Raw genomic sequence first — 22,736 nt, forward strand, 5'->3', positions numbered from 1 at the left:
TCGGGGCGGCGCTGGTCGCCTTGGGCGCGATGGCAGCATCCTCGACCTCCGAGGGGAAGACATCGGACGCGGCGCCTGCTGCTGCATCTGTCGCTGCCCCTGCCCCTGTGGAGGCGCGCGAAAAGGTGCTCCGCTACGCCTTCCTCGTGGCGGAAAGCACTTTCGATCCGGCTCAGATCAGCGATCTCTATTCGCGCACGGTGACGGCGCACATCTTCGAATCGCTCTACAACTACGACTATCTTGCGCGGCCTTACCTGCTCAAGCCCAACACAGCCGCTGCCATGCCCGAGGTGTCGGACAACTTCCGCACCTGGACCATCCGCCTGCAGCCCGGCATCTATTTTTCGGACGACCCCGCCTTCAAGGGTCGGCGCCGTGAACTGACCGCCCAGGACTACGTCTACAGTCTCAAGCGCTTCTTCGACCCGGCGGTGAAGTCGCCGCTGTATTCCAGCTTCCGTCAGGAAGGCATCCAGGGACTGGAGGCGCTGCGCGAAGACGCGCTCAAGCGCAAGCAGCCGTTCAATTACGACAAACCGGTGGAGGGCGTGAAAGCGCTGGACCGCTACACGCTGCAGTTCAACCTCGAATCCCCACGGCCGCGCTTTCTCTACAACCTGGCCGGCGGCGACACCTACGGCGCCATGGCGCGTGAAGTGGTGGAGCGATATGGCGCCAGCGTCGGTGAACATCCGGTGGGCACCGGCCCCTTCAAGCTGGAGAAATGGCGGCGCAGTTCCTTCATCCGTCTGGTGCGCAACCCGCAGTTCCGTGAGGTGCTGTATGACGTGCAGCCGAATGCCGACGATGCCGAAGGGCAGGCGCTCAAGGCCCGCTTCCAGGGCCGCCGGCTGCCGCTGGTGGATGCGGTGGAGATCAGCATCATCGAAGAAGGCCAGCCGCGCTGGTTGTCCTTCCTCAACCGCGAATTCGACCTGATGTACACGTTGCCGGAGGAATACGCGGATGTCGCGTTGCCCCACGGCAAGCTGGCGCCCAACCTGGCCAGACAGGGCATGCATCTGCACCGGGTGCTGGCGAGCGATCGCTACCTCTTCTACTTCAACATGGAAGATCCGGTGGTGGGCGGCTACACGCCGGAGAAGGTGGCGTTGCGCCGGGCCATTGCGCTGGCAACGGATGTGCAGGCCGAGATCGCCATTGCCCGCAAGGGGCAGGCGATTCCGGCGCAGTCGGTGGTCAGTCCGATGAGCTGGGGGTATGACGAGCAATACCGCTCGGAGAATGGCGAGACGGACCTGGCCCGTGCCCGCGCGCTGCTCGATGTCTATGGCTATGTGGACAAGGATGGCGACGGCTGGCGCGACCTGCCGGATGGAAGCCCGCTGGTGCTGGAGGTGGCCTCCACGCCGGACTCGCGTTCCAAGCCCTATGACGAGCTCTGGAAGCGCGACATGGACCGGCTGGGCATCCGCTTGAAGATTCGCCTGGCGCGGTGGCCGGAGAACCTGAAGTCCGCACGTGCGGGGCAACTGCAGATCTGGCAGCTGGGCTTCAACAATTCGACGCCGGATGCGCAGCTGGGCATGGAGCTGCTGTACGGGCCGGCCTCGGGCGGCCAGAACCTCGGCCGCTTCAAGCTGGACCGCTTTGACGAGCTGTATCGCGAGATGCTGGTGCTGCCGGACGGCCCGGAGCGGCTGGCGCGACTGCGGGAAGTGCAGCGACTGACGACGGCCTACATGCCGCAGAAGTACCGGGTCCACCGCATGGTGATCGACATCACCCAACCTTGGGTGCTGGGCTATCGCCGGCCGTTCTTCAACCAGCTGTTCTGGCCATACGTCGACATCGAGACGGAGAAGCAGCCGAAGTTTTGAAGGGGCCGAATCGGTCAACATTCGGCGCCGCTTTGTTGACGAAAGTTGACATCGCCCCTACAGTGGTCGGCCTATGCTGAACTTCAATCTCGTCCAGCAGGTCATGACATCGCGTGGCCTGAACCAGGCGGCGCTGGCGCAAGCCTGCGGCGTCAGCCGCGAAGCCGTGTCGAAGTGGTTTGCAGGAGAGTCTCTACCTCGACCGGCGAAGCTCAGAGCGTTGGCCGATACGCTGGGGGTGGACGTGGGGGCCCTTCAGACGCCCGCGGCGCCGACCCCGGTCATCGCATATCGGACGCACCTGCGCGAGCCGCTGACCGAGAAGTCGCGCGCAGCAGCGGTCGAAATGGCGCATCACTTTCGCCAGTTGCAGCCGTTCATGGCGCCGGGGCTGTTCACAGCGCGTGTGCTCCAGGACCCGCGAGATGACGAAGGCTTCGTGCGGGAAGTGGTCGCCGGGGTGCGTGCTTCCCTTCAACTGGTGGACGATCAGTCCCCGAGTTGGCACCAACTGATCGGGCAGCTCCAACAGGCCGGCGCTCAAATGGTGCCGGTGCTATGGGGACGCGAGAAGGTCGGGCATGAGAATGCGTTGACCGTGCATCTGCCGGAGGGGCGTCACACGTGGGTCGTGATGAGCCTCTCGGCGTGTGCAGACGACTTCAAGTATTGGCTTGCGCATGAACTGGGGCATTGCCTGTCACTGCACCGTTTGAATGGAGACGATGGGGAACGGTTCGCCGAGCGTTTTGCCCAGCTGCTGGTCTTCCCGGACACCTTGGCGGACGTGTGGCTGAACCGTCTGCGAGAGGCGTCCGACCCGCTTGCGGCGGCACGGGATGGCGCCAGCCAGCATGGCGTGTCGGTGGTCACCGTGTTGAAGTCGGTGGACCGTCTCGCATTGGCACGTGGGGAAAAGCAGACCGGCCTTGCCACGGACGCGTTTTATGAGGCCTGGGCCGAGGAGCGCGTGAAGCAAGCCACCGTTGCCTTTCAACTGTTCGGGACCGACGCCCCCACTGTTGATCGGTTCGTCGAGATCTCTGAAGCGTTCTTCCAGACCTCGGTGTTCGCTGGCATCTCGCGGCTGCAGCGTGCTGAAGGCGGGCACTCCCCAGCGTTCGTGCGTGGATTGCTCAACATCGATCTGCCACAGGCGCTGGAGCTTTCGACGTATCTCAGCCAACGTCAGCGCTGAGCATCGGGCGGATCGCTGGCAAACAGTCGTCGGAACTGAGCTTGCCAGCCCTTTGGGAGTCGCTCTGAGTTCTGCAACCACAGCCGGACGGTGGCGCGCACCGTAGTTGCATCCAAGGCGCCTTCCTCGACGAACAGCTTCAAGAGATCAAGGCTCGTGAACAGCCGACTGCGACGGCAACGGCTTTGGCATCGGCATGAGACAACTGGCGCAGGCTCTCCAAACCGCGGGTTTGGCATATCCGTTCGAGAAAGTCATCGCCTTCTCTGCGGTAGTAGAGCGCGTCGTCCTCATACCGCTGATCTTCGTCCGGCGTGAGCGTCACGATGGCAGTAGACAGATCCTTCTGTACGTCGCTCGAGCCCAGCCACGGGTGCCTGAGCGTGAGGCCTGACCGTTGACGTGTCTCCTCCGCAAGTTCGCGCAGGGTCACCAGACGATGACCCATGGCCGTACTGCCAAGCAGCGGGCGCAGCGGAGAGAAGTACAAGCGAACGAAGCAGTTGGTGTCCACGACCACGATGCGTCGGGGCGACTCGGTACACGCCTGTGATGTGTCGGGGAGTGGGTCGGGGTTCTCTCTCATGGGGACGGGGCATCGCAGCGGAAGGCGGAAAAGTCTAGTGATGCCCCGGTGAATGCCACCTCGCTTCCCGCAAACTTGGGCCCGGTCACCGGATGACACCCTTGCACGCGGTTCGGAGGCGCGCCAGGGCTACACTGCCCGCCATGTCCTTCCCTCCTGCAACGCGACGGACCGCATCAGGTCCGATGACTTCGCCGTGCCATCGCGTCGCCGCTGCGGCCCGGCGCACGGTGGGCATCCCTGCGGCGCAGCGCTGCATGTCGGCCTGATGTTCGGCTTCTTTCGCATTTCCTTCCGCCAGGTCCTGCTGATCGGCTTTCTGCTGATCGCCGGCTTGCTGTCGGCCGCATCGCTGGGCGCCTTGCTCACACTGGAACGCCTCACCGTGCAGGGCCGCGAAGCGGTGCTGCGCGCCGCCCGCATGGGCACGGAAGTGCAGCAGCTTGCCGAGCGCAGCATCAGCATGGAGCGCGCCGCGCGTCAGTACCTCGTGCTGGAAGACCGCAGCCTGCGCCAGCGCTTCGAGGACGACGCCGAAGATGCCGAGCGCCTGCTGCAGCAACTGCGCGAGCAGTCCCTGCAGCCCACCGCCCTCGACGCCTGGACCACCAAGCTCGCCGAGATCCGCAACTTGCTCGACCTCGTCGTCAAACCCGGCCCCGCCCGTCGCAAGGAAGCCGACCTCACCGCCAAGTTCCGCGAACTCAGCGCCTTGACCGCGCAGCTCGCCGACAGGGTGCGGCAGCACACACAGCAGAGCAACGGCTCCCTGCAGGACCAGCTGGAAAGCGGGCGCGTGAAACTGGGCCAGCAGGTGGTCGCGGCCATCGTGCTGTCGGTGCTGCTGGCCATGGCCTTCGGCTTCTGGCTCACCCGCCCACTGCGACGGCTGGAGCAGGCCATCGTGCGGCTCGGGGAGAACCGCCTCGAAGAGCCGATCGACTTCCGCGGCCCCGCCGACTTGCAATCGCTCGGTCAGCGCCTGGACTGGCTGCGCCTGCGCCTGGGCGAACTGGATGCCGACAAGGCCCGTTTCCTGCGCCACATCTCCCATGAACTGAAGACGCCGCTGGCGGCGCTGCGTGAAGGTGTGTCGCTGCTGGAAGACGAAGTGGCCGGCGCGCTCAACGACAAACAACGTGAGGTCGCCCGCATTCTGAGGGACAACACGGCGGTGCTGCAGCGACAGATCGAGGACCTGCTGCGCTTCAACGCCGCCGCCTTTGAGGCCCGCCGCCTGCAGCGCCAGCCTACCGAGCTGGCCTCGTTGATCCAGGGCTCCATCCAGGCGCAGCGGCTGCAGTGGCAGGCGCGGAACCTGCGCATCACCGTCGAGGGCGGCCCTCAGGAGATCGAGGTCGACCCGGACAAGCTGGGCGCCGCTTTCGGCAATCTGCTCTCGAACGCGATACGCTTCGCCCCGCCCGGTGGAGGAATACGTTTCGAACTGTCGCGACGGGACGGCCATTTGCTCATCGACCTGAGCGACGACGGTCCGGGCGTTGCGCCTGCCGACCAGGCCCGGATCTTCGAACCCTTCTACCGTGGCGAACGCCAGCCGGAGGACGCCTTGCGCGGCACCGGCATTGGTTTGTCCATCGTCAAGGAGTACATCGCCGCGCATGGCGGGCAGATCGACCTGCTGCCCTCCGAGCGTGGTGCCCATTTCAGAATCAGCCTGCCATGCAGTCACACGCACCTTTCTCCCGCTCACGCCTGACGCTGACCCCGGTCGCTGCCAGCCTGTCCCTGCTGCTGGCGGCCGGCTGCGCGCCGCTGCCGCCCAAGACGGTGGTGCGCGAGGTCCGGGTGGAAGTGCCGGTGGAAGTGCCGACGGTCAGTCCCGCCGACACCGCCGCCCGCAGCCTGCTGGCCTATCACGACCGCATCCGTCAGATGGGCACCGCCGAACTCGCGCAGGAAGTGCTGCCGCGCGACGATGCCAACCTGCCCGCCGCGTCCGCCGTGCCGCTGGCCCTGGCGCTGATGACCAGCCATGCTCCGGGTGAACTGGCCCGTGCGCAGACGCTGCTGGACCAGGTGCTGCGGCAGCCGGACACAGCGGCCTGGAAGCCCGTCGCGCAGTTGCTGATGGATCGCCTGACGGAACAGCGCCGTCTGGAAGATCAGGCCGACAAACTTAACCAGCAGCGCGCCAGCCTGCAGCAGCGTCTGGACCAGGCCAATCAGAAGCTTGAAGCGCTGAAGGCGATCGAGCGCAGCCTGGTGGCCCCCCGTCCTGCATCGCCCGCCCAGCCGCCGGCCGCCAGTGCGCCCGCCAATGGAGCGTCGAAATGACGGGCCCGCGCCTGCTGGTGGTCGACGACGACGCCGACCTGCTCAAGCTGCTGTCGATGCGGCTGGATGCGGCCGGGTATGACGTCACTGCCGTGGCCTCCGCCGAAGCTGCGCTGACGCATCTGGCGGTGCAGCGTCCGGCGCTGGTGCTGAGTGATGTGCAACTGCCCGGCATGGACGGCCTCGCGCTGTTCGATGCCATCCGCGAGCGGCATCCCGCTTTGCCGGTGATCCTGCTCACCGCCCACGGCACCATTCCCGACGCGGTGGCCGCCACCGCCCGAGGCGTCTACACCTATCTCACCAAACCCTTCGACGGGCGCGCGCTGCTGGACACCATCTCGCAGGCGCTGGCCCTGACCGCGCCGCAAGGCGACGCGCAAGAGACCGGCGACACGGCCTGGCGTGAAGGCATCGTCAGCCGCTCCAACGTGATGGCGGAGGTGCTGGCCGAAGCCAAGCTGGTGGCGGCCTCGCAGGCCAGTGTGCTGATCCGTGGCGAAAGCGGGACGGGCAAGGAACTGCTCGCCCGCGCCATCCATGCGGCCAGTCCGCGCGCGGGCAAGCCGTTTGTGGCGGTGAACTGCGGCGCCATTCCGGAAGCGCTGCTGGAATCCGAACTGTTCGGTCACGTGAAGGGCGCCTTCACCGGCGCCGTCAGCCATCACCGCGGCCTGTTCCAGGCGGCCGATGGCGGCACGCTGCTGCTGGACGAGATCGGCGACATGCCGCTGCCGCTGCAGGTCAAGCTGCTGCGGGTGCTGCAGGAGCAGCAGGTGCGGCCGGTGGGGTCCAGCGATTCGGTGCCGATCGATGTGCGCATCCTCTCCGCCACCCATCGCGACCTGGATGTCGCCATGGCCGAAGGGCTGTTTCGCGAGGATCTTTATTACCGGCTCAATGTGGTCAGCCTCACATTGCCCAGCCTGAATGAGCGGCGCGAAGACATTCCGCTGCTGGCCCAGCATCTGCTGACGCGTCTGGCCGACAAATATAACAAGCGCCTCAATGGCTTCGCGCCGGATGCGCTGAAGGCGCTGAGCATGGCTACCTGGCCGGGCAATGTCCGCCAACTGCACAACGTGGTGGAACAGGTCTCCGCGCTGGCCACCTCGCCGCTGATTCCCCTCTCGCTCGTCCAGCGCGCCTTGCGAGTGCCCAGCATGGAGGTGCTCAGCTACGCCCAGGCGCGGGAGCGCTTCGAACGGGAGTACCTCGTCGGCCTGCTCAAACTCACCGATGGCAATGTGGCGGATGCGGCACGTTTGGCGGAGCGGAACCGCACAGAGTTCTACCGTTTGTTGCAGCGCAACGGCCTGAATCCGGGGCTTTTCCGGGCGGATTCGCCTGTCGCTGAATAGCGACACGGAAAAACTTAATCAAATCAATAACTTGGAACATTCGGCCGCAGATCCGTCGCTGTCCGGCGACACATGAACCGGCAAAATTGCCGATCGCCTGCGTAAGTCATTGATTCGTAAGGGTTAAGTTGCGTGGCACGGGTGTTGCTTTAACCCCGGTACATGCGTACTCCAGCCCCCTCCCTCACCCCCCGATACGCCGGCCTCCTGATGGGCATGGCGATCATGCTTCGCTGCGCTGCAGCACAGGCATTCGGCTTCGATGATGTGGCCGAGCGTGCACGTGCGTTGGCGGCCAAGCCGTATCAACCCTCCAGCCAGACGCTGCCGGCCGAGCTCAAGAATCTCGACTACGACGGCGCCCGGGACATCCGCTTCAAGCCCGCCCGCGCGCTGTGGCGTGAAGAGAAGCTGCCTTTCGAGGTGATGTTCTTCCACCTGGGTCACTATCAGACCGAGGCGGTGCGCATCCACGAAGTCCAGAGCGGCAATGCCAAGGCGATTCCCTTCCGCACGCAAGACTTCGACTACGGCAAGAACAAGCTGTCTCCGAAGCAGTGGGGCGATCTGGGCTTCGCGGGCTTCCGGGTTCACTACCCGCTGAATAACAACGGCTACAAGGATGAGCTGCTGGTGTTCCAGGGCGCTTCCTACTTCCGCGTGCTGGGTGCGGGTCAGCACTACGGCCTCTCGGCCCGGGGCCTGGCCATCGACACCGTCGGCGGCAAGGGCGAGGAATTCCCGCGCTTCACCGAATTCTGGATCGAGCGGCCCGCCGCCGATGCGAAGGCCCTGACCGTCTACGCGCTGCTCGATTCCAAGAGCGTGAGCGGCGCCTACCGTTTCGTCGTCCAGCCGGGCAGCGAAACGGTGGTGGATGTGAAGGCGCGCATCTTCCTGCGCAATCCGGTGGCCACACTGGGCCTGGCCCCGCTGACCAGCATGTACCTGTTCGGTGAGAACCAGCCGCAGATCGGCGACTTCCGCCCCGAGGTGCACGACTCCGACGGCCTGATGGTGAACAGCAGCACCGGCGAATGGATCTGGCGCCCGCTGATGAATCCCAAGGGCATCTTCACCACGTCCTTCGGCCTGCCCGGCGTGCGCGGCTTCGGCCTGATGCAGCGGGACCGCCGCTTCGCCAGCTATGAAGACGTGGAAGCCCGCTACGACAAGCGTCCCTCCACCTGGATCGAGCCGGTGGGCGACTGGGGCCCGGGCCGTGTGGAGCTGATGCAGCTGCACACGCCGGATGAGACCCACGACAACATCGTCGCCTACTGGGTGCCTGCCAAGCAGCCCGCGCCCGGCCAGCCGCTGGACTTCGCCTACAAGCTTCACCAGCAGGGCGATGAACCGCAGCAGCGTCCGCCCGGCGCCTGGGCCGTGCAGACCCGCACCGGCTACAGCTACGCCAAGCTGGCTGAGAACGAAGTCCAGTACATCGTCGATTTCGAAGGGCCCTCTCTGAAGGCTCTGCCGGCTGGCGCTGAAGTGAAAGCGCAGCTGAGCACCAACAGCAACGGCGAGATCACCGAAGCCAACGCCTATCCGAACCCGGCCACGGGCGGCTGGCGGATGACGGTCCGTGCCAAACAAGTTCGCCCCGGGCAGCCGCTGGAGCTGCGCGGTTTCCTCCAACACGACAACAACGTTCTGACCGAAACATGGAGCCTCGTATTACCTCCCCAATGAGCGCCGGCCTCGCCGGCCCGGCGGGCGCAAGCGCTCCGCCGGTCAATCGTGGTGCCATGGTGCCGCGTCCGTGGTTCAGCAGCGCCCCTGTCGAAGGGGCCCTGCCCGCGGCGCCGGAACTGGCCCCCTGGGAACGCGCCGCCCGACGTCGGCGCCAGGCCCTGATGCTGTCCATCGGTGCCGCCACCACGCTGGCCACCGGCGTGCTGGTGCACACCCAGGGCGGCTGGGCCACACCCGGTCTGCCGCTGCTGTTGCAGTGCCTGCACCTGAGCCTGTTCGTGTTGTTGTTCGCCTGGGTCAGCGCGGGCTGCGTCACCGCAGTCATGGGCTTCTGGGTGCAGCTGCGGGGCGACCGGCATGCACTGTCGGCCCACTCGGCTGGCAACGGCCCGATCTCGGCCGATGCGCGCACCGCCCTGGTCATGCCGATCTGCAACGAAGACGTGACCACCGTCTTCGCCGGCCTGCGGGCCAGCTGCGAATCGCTGGCGGCGGCGGGCGCCCTGCGTCTGTTCGACGTGTACATCCTCTCTGACAGCAGCGATCCGGAATGCCGCACGGCCGAGCTGGCCGCGTGGGCGGAATTGCGCGAGCAGTTCGCGGGTCAGGGCCGCATCCACTATCGCTGGCGTCAGCGCCGGGTGAAGAAGAAGGCCGGCAACGTGGCCGACTTCTGCCGCCGCTGGGGTCGCAACTACCGCTACATGGTGGTGCTGGATGCCGACAGCGTGATGAGCGGCGACTGCCTGCTGACGCTGGTCCGCCTGATGGAAGCCAACCCCCGCGCGGGCATCCTGCAGGCCGCCAACCAGGTCTGCGGTCACGAGACGCTGCACGCCCGTGCACAGCAGTTCGCCAGCCGCGTCACCGGCCGTTTGTTTGCCGCCGGCATGCAGTACTGGCAACTGGGTGAAGCCCACTACTGGGGCCACAACGCCATCATCCGCGTCGAGCCCTTCATGAAGCATTGCGCGCTGGCGCCGCTGCATGGCAAGGACATCATGTCGCACGACTTTGTCGAAGCGGCCCTGATGCGCCGCGCCGGGTATCAGGTGTGGCTGGTGCATGACCTGATCGGCAGTTATGAACAGCAACCGCCGCATCTGCTGGCCGAGCTGCAGCGTGACCGCCGCTGGTGCCAGGGCAACCTGCAGAACATCCGTCTGGTGGCCGAGCCGGGCCTGCACTCGGTGCACCGCGCCATGCTGGTGACGGGCGCGCTGTCCTACTTCGCCGCGCCGCTGTGGCTGCTGTATGTGTGCCTGGGCGCCCTGCTGTGGAATGTGGGCGGCAATGAAGCCTTCCACCCATTCACGCCGGAAGGCAACCTCGCCCCGGGCGTGCTGGCCCTGTGGATGGGCACCATCGGCATGCTGACGCTGCCGCGTCTGCTGTCCGTCGGCGCCGTGCTGTTGCGCGGTGAACAAGGCCAGTATGGCGGCACGCTGAAGCTGCTCGGCAGCTCGGCCGTCGAAGCGCTGATGGCGCTGCTGCAGGCCCCCCTGCGCATGGTCGCCCACAGCATCTTCTGCCTGGTGGCCGTGACCGGCATCTCGCTGGAGTGGAAGTCGCCCCCGCGGGCCGCGGAAGACGTGTCGTGGAAGGAAGCCTTCGCAGCCTTCGGTCGTCCGGGTCTGGCGGCCCTGGCGGTGGCGGTGGTGCTGGCGGTGCTGCGTCCGTCCACCCTGCTGTGGATCGCGCCGATCGCCCTGCCGCTGATGCTGGCCGCGCCGATCACCGTGCTGACCAGCCGGGCCCGTCTGGGTGCCCGTGTGCGTCAGCTGGGTCTGTTGCTGATCCCGGAGGAAAGCCTGACCCCGACGGTGCTGCGTCATGCCTGGGCCTATGGCCAGCAGAACCGTGCACTGCCGGGCTGGGCCGACATGCTGGAAAACGGTCGCCTGCTGGCGCTGGCCTGCCAGGCCATGGGTCGTCGCGACACCGGCCGCGGTCTGCGGGCCCATGTGCGGGACCTGCATCTGTCGCGCATTGCGATGCTGCCAGGGGCCCTGCACAGCATGGCGGCCAATGAGCGCATGCGCTTCCTGAGCGAGCCCAGCCACCTGCTGCGTCTGAGTCAGCTCAAGGCAGCCTGAGCCGCTTCCGCTCCATTGCTCCGGCGCGGGTCGTGGTGTCCACTTTTGTGGCACCCGACCCGCGTTTCTCATTTCTGGTTGCTCATTGGGGCGGATATCAGGCGCTCAGGGTCGAACCGCCGGTGTCTCCACCGCCAGACCGCGCCCACGTTGCATCAGGTAGAGCTCCACCTGCGTGAGTTCGTCCTCGCTCAGCGGGGCAGCGCGCACGCCCGTCGTGCAGTTGAGCAGGCGCCGCGGCAGGCTGCCCATGCCCTGCCACTCCAGGCGATAGATCGGATAGCCCGTCGCCAGCCCCGAGGGGATCACGGCGCCCGCGAGCTTGAGTCCTGCGCGCTCCTCATGGCATTGCGCGCAGGAGAGGTTGAGCTGGCCCATGCGCAGCCGGTAGAGCGCCTCGCCGGCCTGTTGCCACGGCACCAGTCGCGGGTCCTGCGGCGGCTGGATGGGGCGGCCACGAGACTGCTGGCCGAGATAGGCGGCCAGGGACAGCAACGCCTCGCTGTCATGGCGCCACGCCGGTTGATCCTGACGGGTGGTGCGGCAGTGGTTGATCTGCTGGGGCAGGGTGACCGGGCGCTTCAGCTCGTCGGAGAAAGCGGGATACCGCGCTGAAACCCCCGCCATGCCGCCCGTGTGGCAAGCTGCGCAGGCCGGCCTGTGCGGGCCCGGCGAGGCCTTCCACAGCTCGCTGCCCTGGGCCACCCACAGCATGGCCGGATTCTGTGCATCGCTGCGCTGCATGGCCTGGACGGCGGGGGTCATGAAGTCGAAGCCGGAGCGCTGCGGGGGCGCCAGGGCGGCCGACGCAGGAGCGCTCGCCGCGAAAGGGGGCCCATTCGCTGCCGGGAAGGCTGCGGGAGAGAAGATGCTGACGAGTAGGCACCAGGCAATTCGGGGGACCCGGCCTCGTGCGGCACCGCTTGTCGGGAGGGCCGGGACCGCCACCGACATCGACATGTCGGCCGGGGGCCTGGCTGCCCCCATGCGCCTCGGGCCCGGCATGGTGGCGGCTGTGCCGCTCACCCCGTCACCTCCAGCGTCCGAACCTCCCGCTGTTCAAATCCGTGGTCACCGGTCCAGCGGAACTCCACCTCGCCGCTACGCTCCGCCACGAGTGTGAACGCCACATAGGGATTCGCCGCGATCGCCGGGAACAGATCCACACCCAGCACGACATCGCCCAAATACCGGCATTCAAACCGGGTGATGATGTCGCGGGGGACGACCCGGCCCTGGTCATCGCTGCGATGGCCCGTTTCCATCGGATGTGCGATGAGCCATTGCACTTCCACCGTCTCGCCGCGGCGGGTCGTCGCGGGCATCGTGATGCGGGTGATGGCCATGGTGTGTCAGCCTCCCTCGATGCAGGCGGCCAGCGTCACAATGACGTCCACCCGCTGAGACCACCACCGCCCATCGGGCGTCTGCGCGACGGCCACCAGCTGCTGGCTCGTGGCCAACCGGATGCGGGTCGACAGCCGGGCGCCGCCGGGCTGGGGCCGCATCTGCGCCTGCAGCACTTCCCGCTGCGGATTAAGTTCATTGAACAGCGCCAGCACCTGCACCGGCTGCCGGGTGGAGAGGGTTACCGGCACGGCATTGCCGTTTTCGATCAATGGGGCAATGTCCAGCTGCACCGCACCGGCATTCAGCGGCTGGCCCTGAGTGAAGACCTGCAGCGCCTGCTCCAGCTCGGTCCGACTCGCCCAGGACGGACGTGGCAGCAAGGCCGCCAGCGACAGGGTCTGTAGAACCCGTCGGCGCGTCATGGGAAGCGCTTGGTCGCGGGTGGCATGCGGCTGACGCCAACGGCTTCCCCGGCTCATTTCAAGCTCCTGAGATACGCCACGACGTCCTCAATCTGCTGGGCATCCAGCACCGGCTTGCCGTCAAAGTCACTCGCGACGCGTTGCAATCCCGCGGAGGGCCCTGCGCGGTAGTAGGCCGGCATGATCGTCCCGGGATGGACCGTCTGCGGCGCCACCAGCCGCAGGCGCAGCTGTCCCTCGGACAGACGCTGCCCCACGCCCGTCAGATCCGGCGCGAGATTGCCCTGCTGCCGCTCTTCCGGAATGGGGGCGGCATGGCACAACAGGCACAGGCCCTGCGGTCGGCTGGCGACCAGTGCGCGCCCCCGAACGGCATCGCCGATGCGGCCGTCCAGCGGCTTTGTGATGGCGTCGCCTTCCACCTGGAACGGCGCCAGGACACCCGCGGCCAGGATCAGCGCCAGCATCGCCATGGCCGCGTCACTCACGCCACCTTCGGCTTGAGCGTGTGCCGCGACAAAGGCAGGTCCCGAATCCGCTGACCCGTTGCAGCAAAGATGGCATTGAGTACCGCTGGCGCCGCCACCGCGATCGTCGGTTCACCGACCCCGCCCCAGAAGCCCCCGGACGGCATCACGATCGACTCCACCTGCGGCATGTGTTCCATCTTCACCACCGGATAGGTGTGGAAGTTGTCCTGCTGCACGCGGCCGTCCTTGAGCGTGATCTCGCCGAACAGCGCGGCAGACAGCCCGTACACGAAGCTGCCCTCCACCTGTGCCTGGATCTGCTGCGGGTTCACCGCATGACCCGGATCGGTCGCCGCCACGATGCGGTGGATTTTCAGCGTGCCGTCCTTGGCCACCGACACTTCGGCGCACGCGGCCACATAGCTGCCAAAGCCCATGATCTGCGCCAGCCCGCGGTAATGCCCCTTGGGCGCCGGCTTGCCCCAGCCCGCCTTCTCCGCGACGGCATTGAGCACCGCCAGGTGTTTGGGCGACTGGGCCAGCAGCTCACGGCGCAGCGTCAGCGGATCCTTGCCAGCCGCATGCGCAATCTCGTCGATGAAGCTCTCGACGTAGATCGCGTTCTGGTTCAGGTTCACGCCGCGCCAGAAGCCCGGTGGCACCGGGGGATTGCGCATCGCATGGTCGATCAGCAGGTTCGGCACCGAATAACCGAAGGCGCCTTCAGTGCCGCCCTGGTTCAAGCCCTGGAACACCACCGGGTCGAGGCCGTTCTTGATGTTCTGCGGAAAGATGCCCGCCAGGATGGACTGGCCGGAGATCCGCATGTGCAGTGCCTGCAGCTGGCCCTTCGCATCCAGGCCGGCGGTGAGCTTGCACTGGGTGATCGGGTGATAGCGGCCATGCAGCATGTCCTCTTCCCGGCTCCAGATCAGCTTCACCGGTGTGCCGGGCATCGCCTTGGCGATGGCCACCGCCTGCCGCACCCAGTCATGAACCGCCCCGCGCCGACCGAAACCGCCGCCCAGGTGGATCTTGTAGACCTCGCACTGCGCGGGCGGCAGGCCGGCGGCCTCGGCGGCAGCGGCCAGGGCGGCCTCACCGTTCTGCGTCGGCGTCCAGACTTCACAACGCTCCGGCGTCCAGCGCGCGGTGGCGTTCATCGTCTCCATCGTTGCGTGGTTCTGGTACGGGAAGCTGTAGACCGCCTCGATCTTGCGCGCTGCGCCTGCCATGGCGGCGGGCACATCGCCCTGGCGCTGACCGACGGCAGCTTCCGGCGCGTCCAGCCCGGCCTTGAGCATCGCGGCGATCTGGGCGCTGTCCATCGCGGCATTGGGACCCTCGTCCCAGACGATGGGCAGCGCGTCGAGCGCCGTCTTGGCCTGCCACCAGGTGTCGGCCACCACCGCCACGGCGCTGTCGCCAACGGCCACCACCTTTTTGACGCCCGGTTTGCTCGCGATGGCCGTGGCATCGAAGCTCTTGAGCTTGCCGCCGAAGACGGGGCAGTCCTTGATCGCGGCATTGAGCAGGCCAGGCATCTTCAGGTCCATGCCGTAGATCTGGCTGCCGTCGAGCTTGCCCCGGGTGTCCAGCCGCTTGTAGGGCTTGCCGGCAATCTTCCAGTCTTTCGGATCCTTGAGCGTCAGGTCGGCGGGCGGCTTCTGCGTCACTGCGGCGGCCGCCAGCTGACCGTAGCTCCCGCTGCGGCCACTGGCAGCGTGTCGCACCTGACCCTGGCTGGTGGTCACCTCACTGACCGGCACCTGCCACTGCGCCGCAGCCGCCTGCATCAGCATGGCGCGGGCGGTTGCGCCGCCTTTGCGCATGTAGTCGTGAGACTCCCGCACGCCCCGGCTGCCGCCGGTGGAGAAGCTGCCCCAGACGCGGTCACGGGCCAGGTTCTGACCCGGCGTCGGGTATTCCGTCTTCACCCGCGACCAGTCGCAATCCAGTTCTTCGGCCACCAGCTGTGCGAGGCCGGTCAGGGTGCCCTGGCCCATCTCCGAGCGGGCGATGCGGATGATCACCGTCTCGTCCGGCTGCACCACCACCCAGGCATTGAGTTCGGGCGTGGCGCCGGCAGCCGTCGGTTCGGCTGCAAGCGTCGGCACATGGAAGCCCAGCATCAGCCCCCCGGCGACTGCCGAGGACTGAAGAAACAGACGTCGTCCCGTGTTGGACGGCCGACCGGCCTGGCGCGTGTCGAAATCGTGCGGCGCGTTCATGCTTCGCTCCCGTTCGGGTCCAGCAGACGGATGGCAATCGACTTGCGATTCACCTGACCGGCGGCCAGATGAATGGCGGCGCGCACCCGGTTGTAGGTGCCACATCGACAGATGTTGGTCATCGCGCTGTCGATGTCCGCATCGGTCGGTTTGGGTTTGTCCTTGAGCAGCGCCGCAGCGGCCATGATCATGCCGCTCTGGCAGAAGCCGCACTGCGGCACGTCCAGCGCCGCCCAGGCCTTTTGCACCGGATGGCTGGCGTCCTTGGACAGGCCTTCAATGGTGGTGATGCGGTCGGTCGGTGCGACGCTGGAGAGCGGCCGCACGCAGCTGCGCACGGCTTCACCGTTGAGGTGGACGGTGCACGCTCCGCACTGCGCGAGCCCGCAGCCGTATTTGGTGCCGGTCAGACCGAGCTGCTCCCGCAGCGCCCACAGAAGCGGGGTGTCGCCGTCGGCATCCACCTCCACCGTCTTGCCATTGACTTGCAGTTGAGCCATGTTGTCTCCCTGAGTGCGGTGAGCTCCCGGGCAGGCATGCGGCGGGAGACGTCTGCACTGTAGCGAGACCGTCAACGGGGCGAGTGCGGGATTTCGCTGACCAGACGGGGCGGCGCGCCGGCTGGTCAGCTGCAGGACTTCGGAAAATCCAGCGGAGCGGCGCCCCAGGCCCCTGAAAGGGCCGCCGGGGCGGAGAAGGTCAGAGACCGGAGCCGGGCGCCGCCTGCTTGCGATGCTGCTCGGCCAGCAAGGCGTCGGGGGTCACGTGGGTGAGCCAGGCCTGGATCTTGTTCTTCCAGCCGGCCACCACGCCGGCCTCGCCGCTCTCCATTGCCTCGAAACCGGCCTTGGCCACTTCTTCCGCCGGCTGCTTCTTGCCTGTGGCGAACTTGGTGTCGGTCAGGTCGGCGCGCTGGAAGAATTCGGTGTCCGTCGGGCCGGGCATCAGGACGGTGACCGACACCTCGGTGTCCTTGAGCTCATTGCGCAGCGCATAGGCGAAGGAGTCGATGAAGGCCTTGGTGCCGTTGTAGACCGCCTGGAAGCTGCCCGGCATCAGACCGGCAATGGAGCCGGTGATGAGAATCCGGCCGGCATTGCGCTCGCGCATGCGGCGGCCGACGCGCTGGATCAGGTCCAGCGTGCCGGTGATGTTGGTGTCGATGACATGGCGCACCGCCATGAAGTCCTGATCCAGAAAGGCGTGACCCAGGCCGTGGCCGGCATTGGCCAGCAGCGCGGCAATCGGGCGGTCCTGGATCTTGGCGTCCAGCGCGTCGATGCCCTGCAGCGTGGCCAGGTCCGCGACCACGGTATCGACCTGCGCACCCAGGGCGCGCGCCTCGGCGGCGGTCTGATCCAGGCTGCGGTCGGCAGCCAGCACCAGGTCATATCCGTTGCGGGCGGCTTCCAGCGCCAGGGCGTGGCCGATGCCGCTGGACGCGCCGGTGACAACGGCCCAGGGACGAGAGCTGACGGTGTTCATGATGCGTTCCTTTCTTGGCGACATTGGCAACAGGGCGAGGACCGCCGCATGGCAGACCTCGCCCTGGTGGGCCCGGCAAGGAGCCCGATCAGCGGTTCGGGAGACCTCAGTGGGGCATGCCCTGGCCGTTCATCATTTCGGCCATCAGCTCTTCCTTGCGCTGTTGAAGGCGCTCACCCATCTCGACCAGGTCGAGCTTGGAGTTCTTCACCTTGGGGAACATCTCGTTCTGCTCTTCCTTGACGTGATGCTTCACCCATTCACCCATGACGGTGATCTTGGCGTCGTAGTCTTCGCCGTCGGGCTCAACGCCCTGCACGGCGGCAATCAGGTCCTTGACGCTCTGATGCTCCACCTTGGCTTCGGGCACCAGTTCCTTGTCCTTCAGGGCGGCCTGCACTTCGGGGTAGAGGATCTCTTCCTCGATCTGGGCGTGCACCGTCAGCTCCAGGCAGATCTGCGAGACGATCTGCTTCTTCTTGGCGGCGGAACGGGTCTTCTTGAACTGCTCGAACAGGTCGTTCACCTTCTTGTGATCGGCGCGCAGCAGAGCAATGGCGTCCGGGGTCTTCTTGGCCGTGGCACGACGGGTCGTGGTGGCGGCGCGGCGGGCGGGCGTCTTGCGGCTGGCGGTCGTGGCTTGCGTGGGCATGAAGGAACTCCTTGCGGATGTGCAGAATTGCGATAGAGACAGCTGGCAATCGCGATGCCCACGGGGTTCTCCCGCGATGTTTTCTTTCAGATCACCGCACTGCGAACCTTGGCATGTGGCCCCTGGTCCGTTTGTCAGCGGTCATAACGGGCGACGCGGACCTGCAGCAGCGGAGGCTGCCAGACATAAGCCGGATCCAGGACATCACGCTCCGGACGTTGCTCCCGCCAGCGCAGGTGCATCAGCGATGCGAGTGTCCAGGCGGCCCAGTCGACTCGGAACCTGGCGTCGGAGCGTGCTGGGTCGAAGGGGGACTGGCTGCGCCAGACGACCGCCGGCACCCGATAGCCGGCAGGGGTGCCAGGGCTATGGCCCGCACGGGCCACTTCATGACCGACCTCCTGTCCGTGGTCCGAGAGGAACATCCACGCGGCATGTCCATCACGGGGCGTGTGCTGGCGGGTCAGACGCAGCGACTGAGCCACGACGGTGTCGTGATAGGCAATCGCGGTGTCGTAGGCGCGGCGGGCGGAACGGATCCAGAGCGGTTGCCCGGCGCGCTGCAGCCCCTGCTCCACGCTATCGTCCCCGTCGGCGAAGGGCTTGAAGGCCGCCGGTGCGCGCAAGGCGTAATGCGGATGGGCGCCGAGCAGGTGGACGACGATCAGCTTCCGCGGCGCTGGATCGACCAGCGCCTCTTCCAGACAGTCCAGCAGTTCGCCGTCCAGGCTGACGGTGGACCGGCCGGGCGCACGATTGATCATTTCCATCTCGTCGGCCAGGCGGGCATGCTGCTGCTCGATGGCGAGGTCGTCATGATTGCTCATCCACCAGACGCGATAGCCCGCGGCACGAGCCAGCGCCAGCAGGTGCTGGCTGCTGCCGGCCGGTTCCCCGACCGCCCGGTCGCCAAAGCTGAACAGACCGCTGAGCGAAGCCACCGTTCCCGATTCCGCGGACCAGGCGTGGCGGATGGTCAGCATCCGGCCCTGCTCCTCGCGTTGCAGCGACTCCAGCTGCGGGGTGGTGGGACGGGTGTAGCCGTACAGGCTCATGTTGTCGCGGTTGACGCTGTCGGTCAGCACCAGCACGACGGTGGAGGGGCCTTCCACGCTCAAGACCGGAGACTGCGCCCGGGCGTTGGCCAGCAGTTGTTCCCGGTCCTGGCGCTGGTCGGACCAGCTCCGCTGCAGATCCGCCACCGACTGGGCCCATTGCGGCCAGAAGATCAGCGGGTGATGGCGGCGCCAGGGTTTGATCAGCAGGGCGGCGAGGCACAGCAGCGCCAGCAGGCCGAGGACCCGGCGCTGCCAGCGAGGCAGGGCGGACCGGTGAGTGCCGCTGCGCCAGACCAGCGTGGTGAGGGCGACTGCGGCGATCAGGAAGACGCCCGCCAGCGGCAGCATCGCGCGGCCGTTGGCGGTGAGATATTCCCTGGCTTCCTGCGGCGTGGTGTTGGCCACGGCGGCGATGACCAGGGCGCTGTCCGGGGCGGCCTGATAGGCCTGCTGCAGGTAGAGGCGGGCGGCGGCGTCCAGCAGGAACACCGCCACCAGGGCCGTCGTCACGAGGAAGCGCAGCGCAGCAAGGCGGGCAGACGTCAGCGGCCAGCGCAGCCACAGCAGCGGTGCGAGCGCCAGGACAAAGACCTGCGCGACGCGGTGGCTCTCATACGTGAGGATGAGGATGCCGGCGAGGGTCAGGCAGAGCAGGGCTGCGGCGACCAGGGGCGTGATGCGGGGGCGGGAGCGGAGGCGGAGGGCCAGAGGAAGACGGTTCAGCATGGGGGCAGGAGAGACACAGGCAGGCCGCTGGCGAGGGCGCGTCCGCTCAGGACGGCGGCCCGGGCGTTGCACCGGAACGCAACGGCGCGGGGCAGCCACTTGGCAGCGGCCCGAGGATGCTAGCCGCGACGTCCTCGATGCCGATCAGTGAAGACGGAGGTCGGACGACTCAAAAACCGACGTTCACGCATCAAGCTCCGCTCCGCCAAGGCTGCGGGTTGGTCCCGTCAGTCAAATTCAAGGGCATTCATTAGCATGGCGGAATGCATCGACTCATTGCCCTCCTCACGCTGCTGATGCTGGCCTCGATGCCGGCTGCCGCCGAATCCACCTGCGATGTCTCCTATCGCATCGCGCCCCGCTACGACACCCAGCCGCGCCGGCTGGAGGTGGCCATGACCTTCGCCGCGGAGCGACGTTTTGAGAGCTGGCTGAGACTGCAGGTGGGATGGGCCGGCATCCAGGATTACGGTCAGACCTGGCGGCCGTCCCCTGAGCAGCCTTCAGGCGTGACCGTCACACCGGAGGACACGCATCGATGGCAGGTGACGCACGCGCCCGAGGGGCTGGTCACCGTCCGCTATCAGATCCTCGCAGCACTGCCAGATCCCGACGACGGGAAGGTCCAGGACCAGGAACAGATGTATCGCACTCAGATCGGTGCCGACTGGTTCCAGTTCTTCGGCTATGGCGCGCTGCCGTCCGTGGAATCGTTCGATGACCGGCGTGTGGGCCGGATGTGTGTAACGCTGGTGCAGCCCGAGGGTCAGGTGGGCCCCTTAATCGGCAGCGATCTCAATGGGCGGGTGCAGGCGGACGCGCAGATCTCGCTGCAGGATTCCCATGCGGGGCTGCGACATGCGTTCTACGGAGGCGGTCCCGGCTGGCGTGTGGAGCGCCGGGAGGGGCCCGGCGGCGCGGTGATCGTCGCCAGCCGCGGCACGCAGGCGGCACCGGATGTCGCGTTTGCCGACAGTGTGGTGCAACTCATATCAGCGCACCGGCGCTTCTGGGGCGATACCGAGGCTCCGAAGCAGACGATCGTGCGCATCCCCAACAATGGCTGGAACAACGGCGGCACCCTGGTCCGTCAGACGGCCGTGCTGCATGTCAGCCGCGACTTCGGCCCGCACAATGCGGCGTTCGAGTCCCTGATCGGCCACGAGAACCTGCATCAGTGGATGCCGGGCCGTCTCGGCGGACGACAGAACGACTCACCCGAGCAGGCGGCGCATCACTCTTGGCTGTCGGAAGGGTTCACCGACTACTACACCCACCGGTTGCTGCTCGGGGCTGGCGTCTGGACACTCGACCAATATGCCGAGCAATTGACGCAGGTGTTTCGGAAGTATTGGCGTTCACCGGAGCGCCATGCGACGGCAGACAGCATTGCGCCGCGGTTCTTCAGCGACCGTGCGGCCGGCAGTCAGATGTATGTGCGCGGCGAATGGTTGGCGATGACCTGGGACCGTGCGTTGCGGGAGCAGGATCCTTCAGGGCTGGACGGTGTGCTGCGCGGATTGTTGCTGACGCGTCAGCAGGCGATGAAGGCAGGCGCCGCACACGAGCGGGTACTGGCAGCGCTGACCACACGGCTGGGTGACGCACCCCGCCAGCAGGTCAAGGCGACGGTGGAAGAGGGACGCGGCCTGGCCTTGGAGGAGGGGCTGGCGGGCCCGTGTTTCACAGTCGGATGGGCCGATGTGCCGCGCTGGGCACCGGGATTCGACGTGTCGAAGATCAAGGGCGGTCCGCCCGTGGTGGCCACGGGCGTCATACCGCAAGGACCCGCCGCCCAGGCGGGGTTGAAGGAGGGCATGATGCTGAAGGGATGGTCCATCTTCGGCGGTGAAGTCACCAAAGAAATCGAGCTGAATGTGACCGTGGATGGTGAGACAAAAACCCTGCGTTACCTGCCTGTGGACGGAACCTTTGAGCGATTGCCCCTGCTCTCCGTGCGGGCCGGGGCGGGGAGTGATGCTGCATGCCAGCAATGGATTCGGCGTCCGCGTTCCTGAGACATGCGCTGGGGCGGTGTGCTGATCAGCGCGGATCACCTCGTAGGATGTACTGCCGTCCGTTTTGCAGCGCCACACGGACGGCAATCTGCCCGCGCTCATTGACGGACACGGGGTTCAAGGCGAAGTCGGTGACGGTCGAGCCCAGCAACGGGTCGCCCAGCCCGAGCAGGCGTTGCGCCTTCGGACGCGAGCCGCTGTAGATGCCAAGCGTGCCCCCGGTCGGGGTGCCGTAGAACACCGCCGGACCCTGGCGGTTCATCAGCACGCCGCGATAGCTCGCGAAATCCGGATATGGGCCGCGCCAGCAGGTGAGGCCGTCGGAGGTGGCGACGTAGATGCCCCAGTCCGCCGAGCTGCGGGGGCGGGCGACGAAGGCGACGGCGCCAAGGTCGTTCAGGGTGGGAAAGGGCGCAATGTCCTCGAAATCGCCACCGGTGACGGCGACCGGGCGGCACAAGCCGTCGCAGGTGCGCAAGAATACGCCTTCTCTGGAGTCGCGCAGGCTGGCGCGAAAAGCCACATCGCCCTGCGCATTGACGACTGGCAGACCGGCAAAGCCGCTGAAGGTGTCGCCGGCCTCGGCCACACTGGTGAACTGATGACCATCCCACAGTTCAATGGACGCAGTGCCCCGCGCTGTCGTGGCGCGCAGCGCCACCCTGCCGCTTTCATTCATCGTGGGACCCAACGGGCCGATGCCGTAGAGCCCCTGGCGCGAACCGACGATCTGCCAGGCCGCACCGGGCCTGAGCAGCGCCAGCACCTCATCGCCAGACGGCAACCGCGCATAGGCCGTCACATCGCCGTGGTCATTGATGTCCGGATGGCTGGTGAATGCAGCAACCGGGCATGAGGCACTGCCGCTGACGGCGATCTCTGCCACCTCGGCTCCCCCTGCCTTGGCCGTGAATAGTCCCGTGCCACCGTTCCTCAAGCCCGCCTGAAAGCACACCACCCCGGCGTCATTGATCGAAGGCACGTAAGGCTTGAAGTCGGAGAACCGACCGTCGGTGCGCGCCACTGGCATCAGGGCGTAGGGGAGGGCGTCAGCAGTTGTTGCCATGCAGTCATTCCATGAGGCCGGCACATTCCAGGAACTGCAGCGGCTGTGCCGTTGGGAGGGAATGCCGCCGGCAGTCAGCAGGTGGCTTGTGGGGTCGCGGGTCGCGGGTCGCGGGTCGTGAAGATTCTCTCTCAGCTGCCGGATCAGACCCTTCTGGCTGGCGGAAAACGATCTCCC

General features: G+C 66.7%; 20 protein-coding genes. 8 read left to right on the forward strand and 12 right to left on the reverse strand.

The window, feature by feature from the left end:
• The first annotated feature begins 125 nt into the window (after positions 1-125).
• Positions 126-1,844, forward strand: coding sequence for an ABC transporter substrate-binding protein (locus FHS28_RS21725; protein ID WP_310736844.1), 1,719 nt, complete (start codon positions 126-128; stop codon positions 1,842-1,844).
• Positions 1,845-1,917: 73 nt separating this feature from the next.
• Positions 1,918-3,042, forward strand: a complete 1,125-nt coding sequence (locus FHS28_RS21730; protein WP_088453795.1) for a helix-turn-helix domain-containing protein — start codon at positions 1,918-1,920, stop codon at positions 3,040-3,042.
• Here the strand turns inward: FHS28_RS21730 and FHS28_RS21735 are convergent.
• Both FHS28_RS21735 and FHS28_RS21740 read right to left on the reverse strand, forming a co-directional pair.
• Positions 3,033-3,185: a hypothetical protein gene (locus FHS28_RS21735; RefSeq protein ID WP_184295386.1), complete on the reverse strand. Its 153-nt coding sequence runs from the start codon at positions 3,183-3,185 to the stop codon at positions 3,033-3,035. The two genes, FHS28_RS21730 and FHS28_RS21735, sit on opposite strands and share 10 nt — an antisense overlap.
• Positions 3,182-3,556 (reverse strand): hypothetical protein, encoded by a 375-nt coding sequence (locus tag FHS28_RS21740; protein WP_184295389.1) that lies wholly within the window; start codon positions 3,554-3,556, stop codon positions 3,182-3,184. The genes FHS28_RS21735 and FHS28_RS21740 overlap by 4 nt, the downstream gene beginning before the upstream one ends.
• Before the next feature lie 340 nt (positions 3,557-3,896).
• Here FHS28_RS21740 and FHS28_RS21745 point away from each other — a divergent pair, with 340 nt between their 5' ends.
• The 5 genes from FHS28_RS21745 (at position 3,897) to mdoH (ending at position 11,081) form a co-directional block, all read left to right on the forward strand.
• Complete coding sequence (locus FHS28_RS21745) at positions 3,897-5,348, forward strand: sensor histidine kinase (protein ID WP_088453793.1); 1,452 nt, start codon at positions 3,897-3,899, stop codon at positions 5,346-5,348.
• Positions 5,312-5,926: a hypothetical protein gene (locus FHS28_RS21750; protein ID WP_088453792.1), complete on the forward strand. Its 615-nt coding sequence runs from the start codon at positions 5,312-5,314 to the stop codon at positions 5,924-5,926. The genes FHS28_RS21745 and FHS28_RS21750 overlap by 37 nt, the downstream gene beginning before the upstream one ends.
• Entirely contained in the window at positions 5,923-7,287 is a 1,365-nt protein-coding gene (locus FHS28_RS21755; protein WP_088453791.1) for a sigma 54-interacting transcriptional regulator, read from the forward strand. The genes FHS28_RS21750 and FHS28_RS21755 overlap by 4 nt, the downstream gene beginning before the upstream one ends.
• Before the next feature lie 210 nt (positions 7,288-7,497).
• Positions 7,498-8,982: a glucan biosynthesis protein G gene (locus FHS28_RS21760; RefSeq protein ID WP_375140793.1), complete on the forward strand. Its 1,485-nt coding sequence runs from the start codon at positions 7,498-7,500 to the stop codon at positions 8,980-8,982.
• Positions 8,955-11,081: a glucans biosynthesis glucosyltransferase MdoH gene (gene mdoH, locus FHS28_RS21765; protein WP_088453790.1), complete on the forward strand. Its 2,127-nt coding sequence runs from the start codon at positions 8,955-8,957 to the stop codon at positions 11,079-11,081. Before FHS28_RS21760 ends, mdoH begins: the two co-directional genes overlap by 28 nt.
• 105 nt (positions 11,082-11,186) lie before the next feature.
• Here mdoH and soxA read toward each other — a convergent pair whose 3' ends face one another.
• From soxA to FHS28_RS21810, 9 genes are all read right to left on the reverse strand, one after another.
• Positions 11,187-11,846 carry a sulfur oxidation c-type cytochrome SoxA gene (gene soxA / locus FHS28_RS21770; RefSeq protein ID WP_246410433.1) on the reverse strand — a complete coding sequence of 220 codons (660 nt, stop codon included), beginning with the start codon at positions 11,844-11,846 and terminating at the stop codon, positions 11,187-11,189.
• 257 nt (positions 11,847-12,103) lie between these two features.
• Positions 12,104-12,427 (reverse strand): thiosulfate oxidation carrier complex protein SoxZ, encoded by a 324-nt coding sequence (gene soxZ / locus FHS28_RS21775; protein WP_088453789.1) that lies wholly within the window; start codon positions 12,425-12,427, stop codon positions 12,104-12,106.
• Positions 12,428-12,433: 6 nt separating this feature from the next.
• Entirely contained in the window at positions 12,434-12,853 is a 420-nt protein-coding gene (locus FHS28_RS21780; RefSeq protein WP_221194165.1) for a thiosulfate oxidation carrier protein SoxY, read from the reverse strand.
• A gap of 53 nt (positions 12,854-12,906) precedes the next feature.
• Positions 12,907-13,341: a sulfur oxidation c-type cytochrome SoxX gene (gene soxX / locus FHS28_RS21785; protein WP_310736845.1), complete on the reverse strand. Its 435-nt coding sequence runs from the start codon at positions 13,339-13,341 to the stop codon at positions 12,907-12,909.
• Complete coding sequence (locus tag FHS28_RS21790) at positions 13,338-15,554, reverse strand: xanthine dehydrogenase family protein molybdopterin-binding subunit (protein WP_088453788.1); 2,217 nt, start codon at positions 15,552-15,554, stop codon at positions 13,338-13,340. The genes soxX and FHS28_RS21790 overlap by 4 nt, the downstream gene beginning before the upstream one ends.
• Complete coding sequence (locus tag FHS28_RS21795) at positions 15,551-16,054, reverse strand: (2Fe-2S)-binding protein (RefSeq protein ID WP_088453787.1); 504 nt, start codon at positions 16,052-16,054, stop codon at positions 15,551-15,553. The genes FHS28_RS21790 and FHS28_RS21795 overlap by 4 nt, the downstream gene beginning before the upstream one ends.
• 199 nt (positions 16,055-16,253) lie before the next feature.
• On the reverse strand, positions 16,254-17,039 hold the full coding sequence (locus FHS28_RS21800) for an SDR family NAD(P)-dependent oxidoreductase (protein ID WP_088453786.1): 786 nt from the start codon (positions 17,037-17,039) through the stop codon (positions 16,254-16,256).
• A gap of 106 nt (positions 17,040-17,145) precedes the next feature.
• Entirely contained in the window at positions 17,146-17,691 is a 546-nt protein-coding gene (locus FHS28_RS21805; RefSeq protein ID WP_088453785.1) for a hemerythrin domain-containing protein, read from the reverse strand.
• 134 nt (positions 17,692-17,825) lie between these two features.
• Complete coding sequence (locus tag FHS28_RS21810) at positions 17,826-19,475, reverse strand: sulfatase-like hydrolase/transferase (protein WP_088453784.1); 1,650 nt, start codon at positions 19,473-19,475, stop codon at positions 17,826-17,828.
• Between the two features lie 263 nt (positions 19,476-19,738).
• On the opposite strand from FHS28_RS21810, the gene FHS28_RS21815 reads away from it, so the two are divergent.
• Entirely contained in the window at positions 19,739-21,493 is a 1,755-nt protein-coding gene (locus tag FHS28_RS21815; protein WP_088453783.1) for a M61 family metallopeptidase, read from the forward strand.
• Between the two features lie 25 nt (positions 21,494-21,518).
• Here the strand turns inward: FHS28_RS21815 and FHS28_RS21820 are convergent, their stop codons facing one another.
• Positions 21,519-22,559: a DUF7453 family protein gene (locus FHS28_RS21820; RefSeq protein ID WP_184295395.1), complete on the reverse strand. Its 1,041-nt coding sequence runs from the start codon at positions 22,557-22,559 to the stop codon at positions 21,519-21,521.
• Positions 22,560-22,736 lie beyond the last annotated feature (177 nt).

Origin of the sequence: Roseateles terrae (genome assembly GCF_014192155.1) — a bacterium.
Classification (GTDB): Bacteria; Pseudomonadota; Gammaproteobacteria; order Burkholderiales; family Burkholderiaceae_C; genus Roseateles; species Roseateles terrae.

Coding starts and splice junctions, on each gene's coding strand:
- FHS28_RS21730 (WP_088453795.1), top strand. CDS start 1,918: ATGCTGAACTTCAATCTCGTCCAGCAGGTCATGACATCGCGTGGCCTG.
- FHS28_RS21745 (WP_088453793.1), top strand. CDS start 3,897: ATGTTCGGCTTCTTTCGCATTTCCTTCCGCCAGGTCCTGCTGATCGGC.
- FHS28_RS21750 (WP_088453792.1), top strand. CDS start 5,312: ATGCAGTCACACGCACCTTTCTCCCGCTCACGCCTGACGCTGACCCCG.
- FHS28_RS21755 (WP_088453791.1), top strand. CDS start 5,923: ATGACGGGCCCGCGCCTGCTGGTGGTCGACGACGACGCCGACCTGCTC.
- FHS28_RS21760 (WP_375140793.1), top strand. CDS start 7,498: ATGGGCATGGCGATCATGCTTCGCTGCGCTGCAGCACAGGCATTCGGC.
- mdoH (WP_088453790.1), top strand. CDS start 8,955: ATGGAGCCTCGTATTACCTCCCCAATGAGCGCCGGCCTCGCCGGCCCG.
- soxA (WP_246410433.1), bottom strand. CDS start 11,846: ATGACCCCCGCCGTCCAGGCCATGCAGCGCAGCGATGCACAGAATCCG.
- soxZ (WP_088453789.1), bottom strand. CDS start 12,427: ATGGCCATCACCCGCATCACGATGCCCGCGACGACCCGCCGCGGCGAG.
- FHS28_RS21780 (WP_221194165.1), bottom strand. CDS start 12,853: ATGACGCGCCGACGGGTTCTACAGACCCTGTCGCTGGCGGCCTTGCTG.
- FHS28_RS21790 (WP_088453788.1), bottom strand. CDS start 15,554: ATGAACGCGCCGCACGATTTCGACACGCGCCAGGCCGGTCGGCCGTCC.
- FHS28_RS21795 (WP_088453787.1), bottom strand. CDS start 16,054: ATGGCTCAACTGCAAGTCAATGGCAAGACGGTGGAGGTGGATGCCGAC.
- FHS28_RS21800 (WP_088453786.1), bottom strand. CDS start 17,039: ATGAACACCGTCAGCTCTCGTCCCTGGGCCGTTGTCACCGGCGCGTCC.
- FHS28_RS21805 (WP_088453785.1), bottom strand. CDS start 17,691: ATGCCCACGCAAGCCACGACCGCCAGCCGCAAGACGCCCGCCCGCCGC.
- FHS28_RS21810 (WP_088453784.1), bottom strand. CDS start 19,475: ATGCTGAACCGTCTTCCTCTGGCCCTCCGCCTCCGCTCCCGCCCCCGC.
- FHS28_RS21815 (WP_088453783.1), top strand. CDS start 19,739: ATGCATCGACTCATTGCCCTCCTCACGCTGCTGATGCTGGCCTCGATG.
- FHS28_RS21820 (WP_184295395.1), bottom strand. CDS start 22,559: ATGGCAACAACTGCTGACGCCCTCCCCTACGCCCTGATGCCAGTGGCG.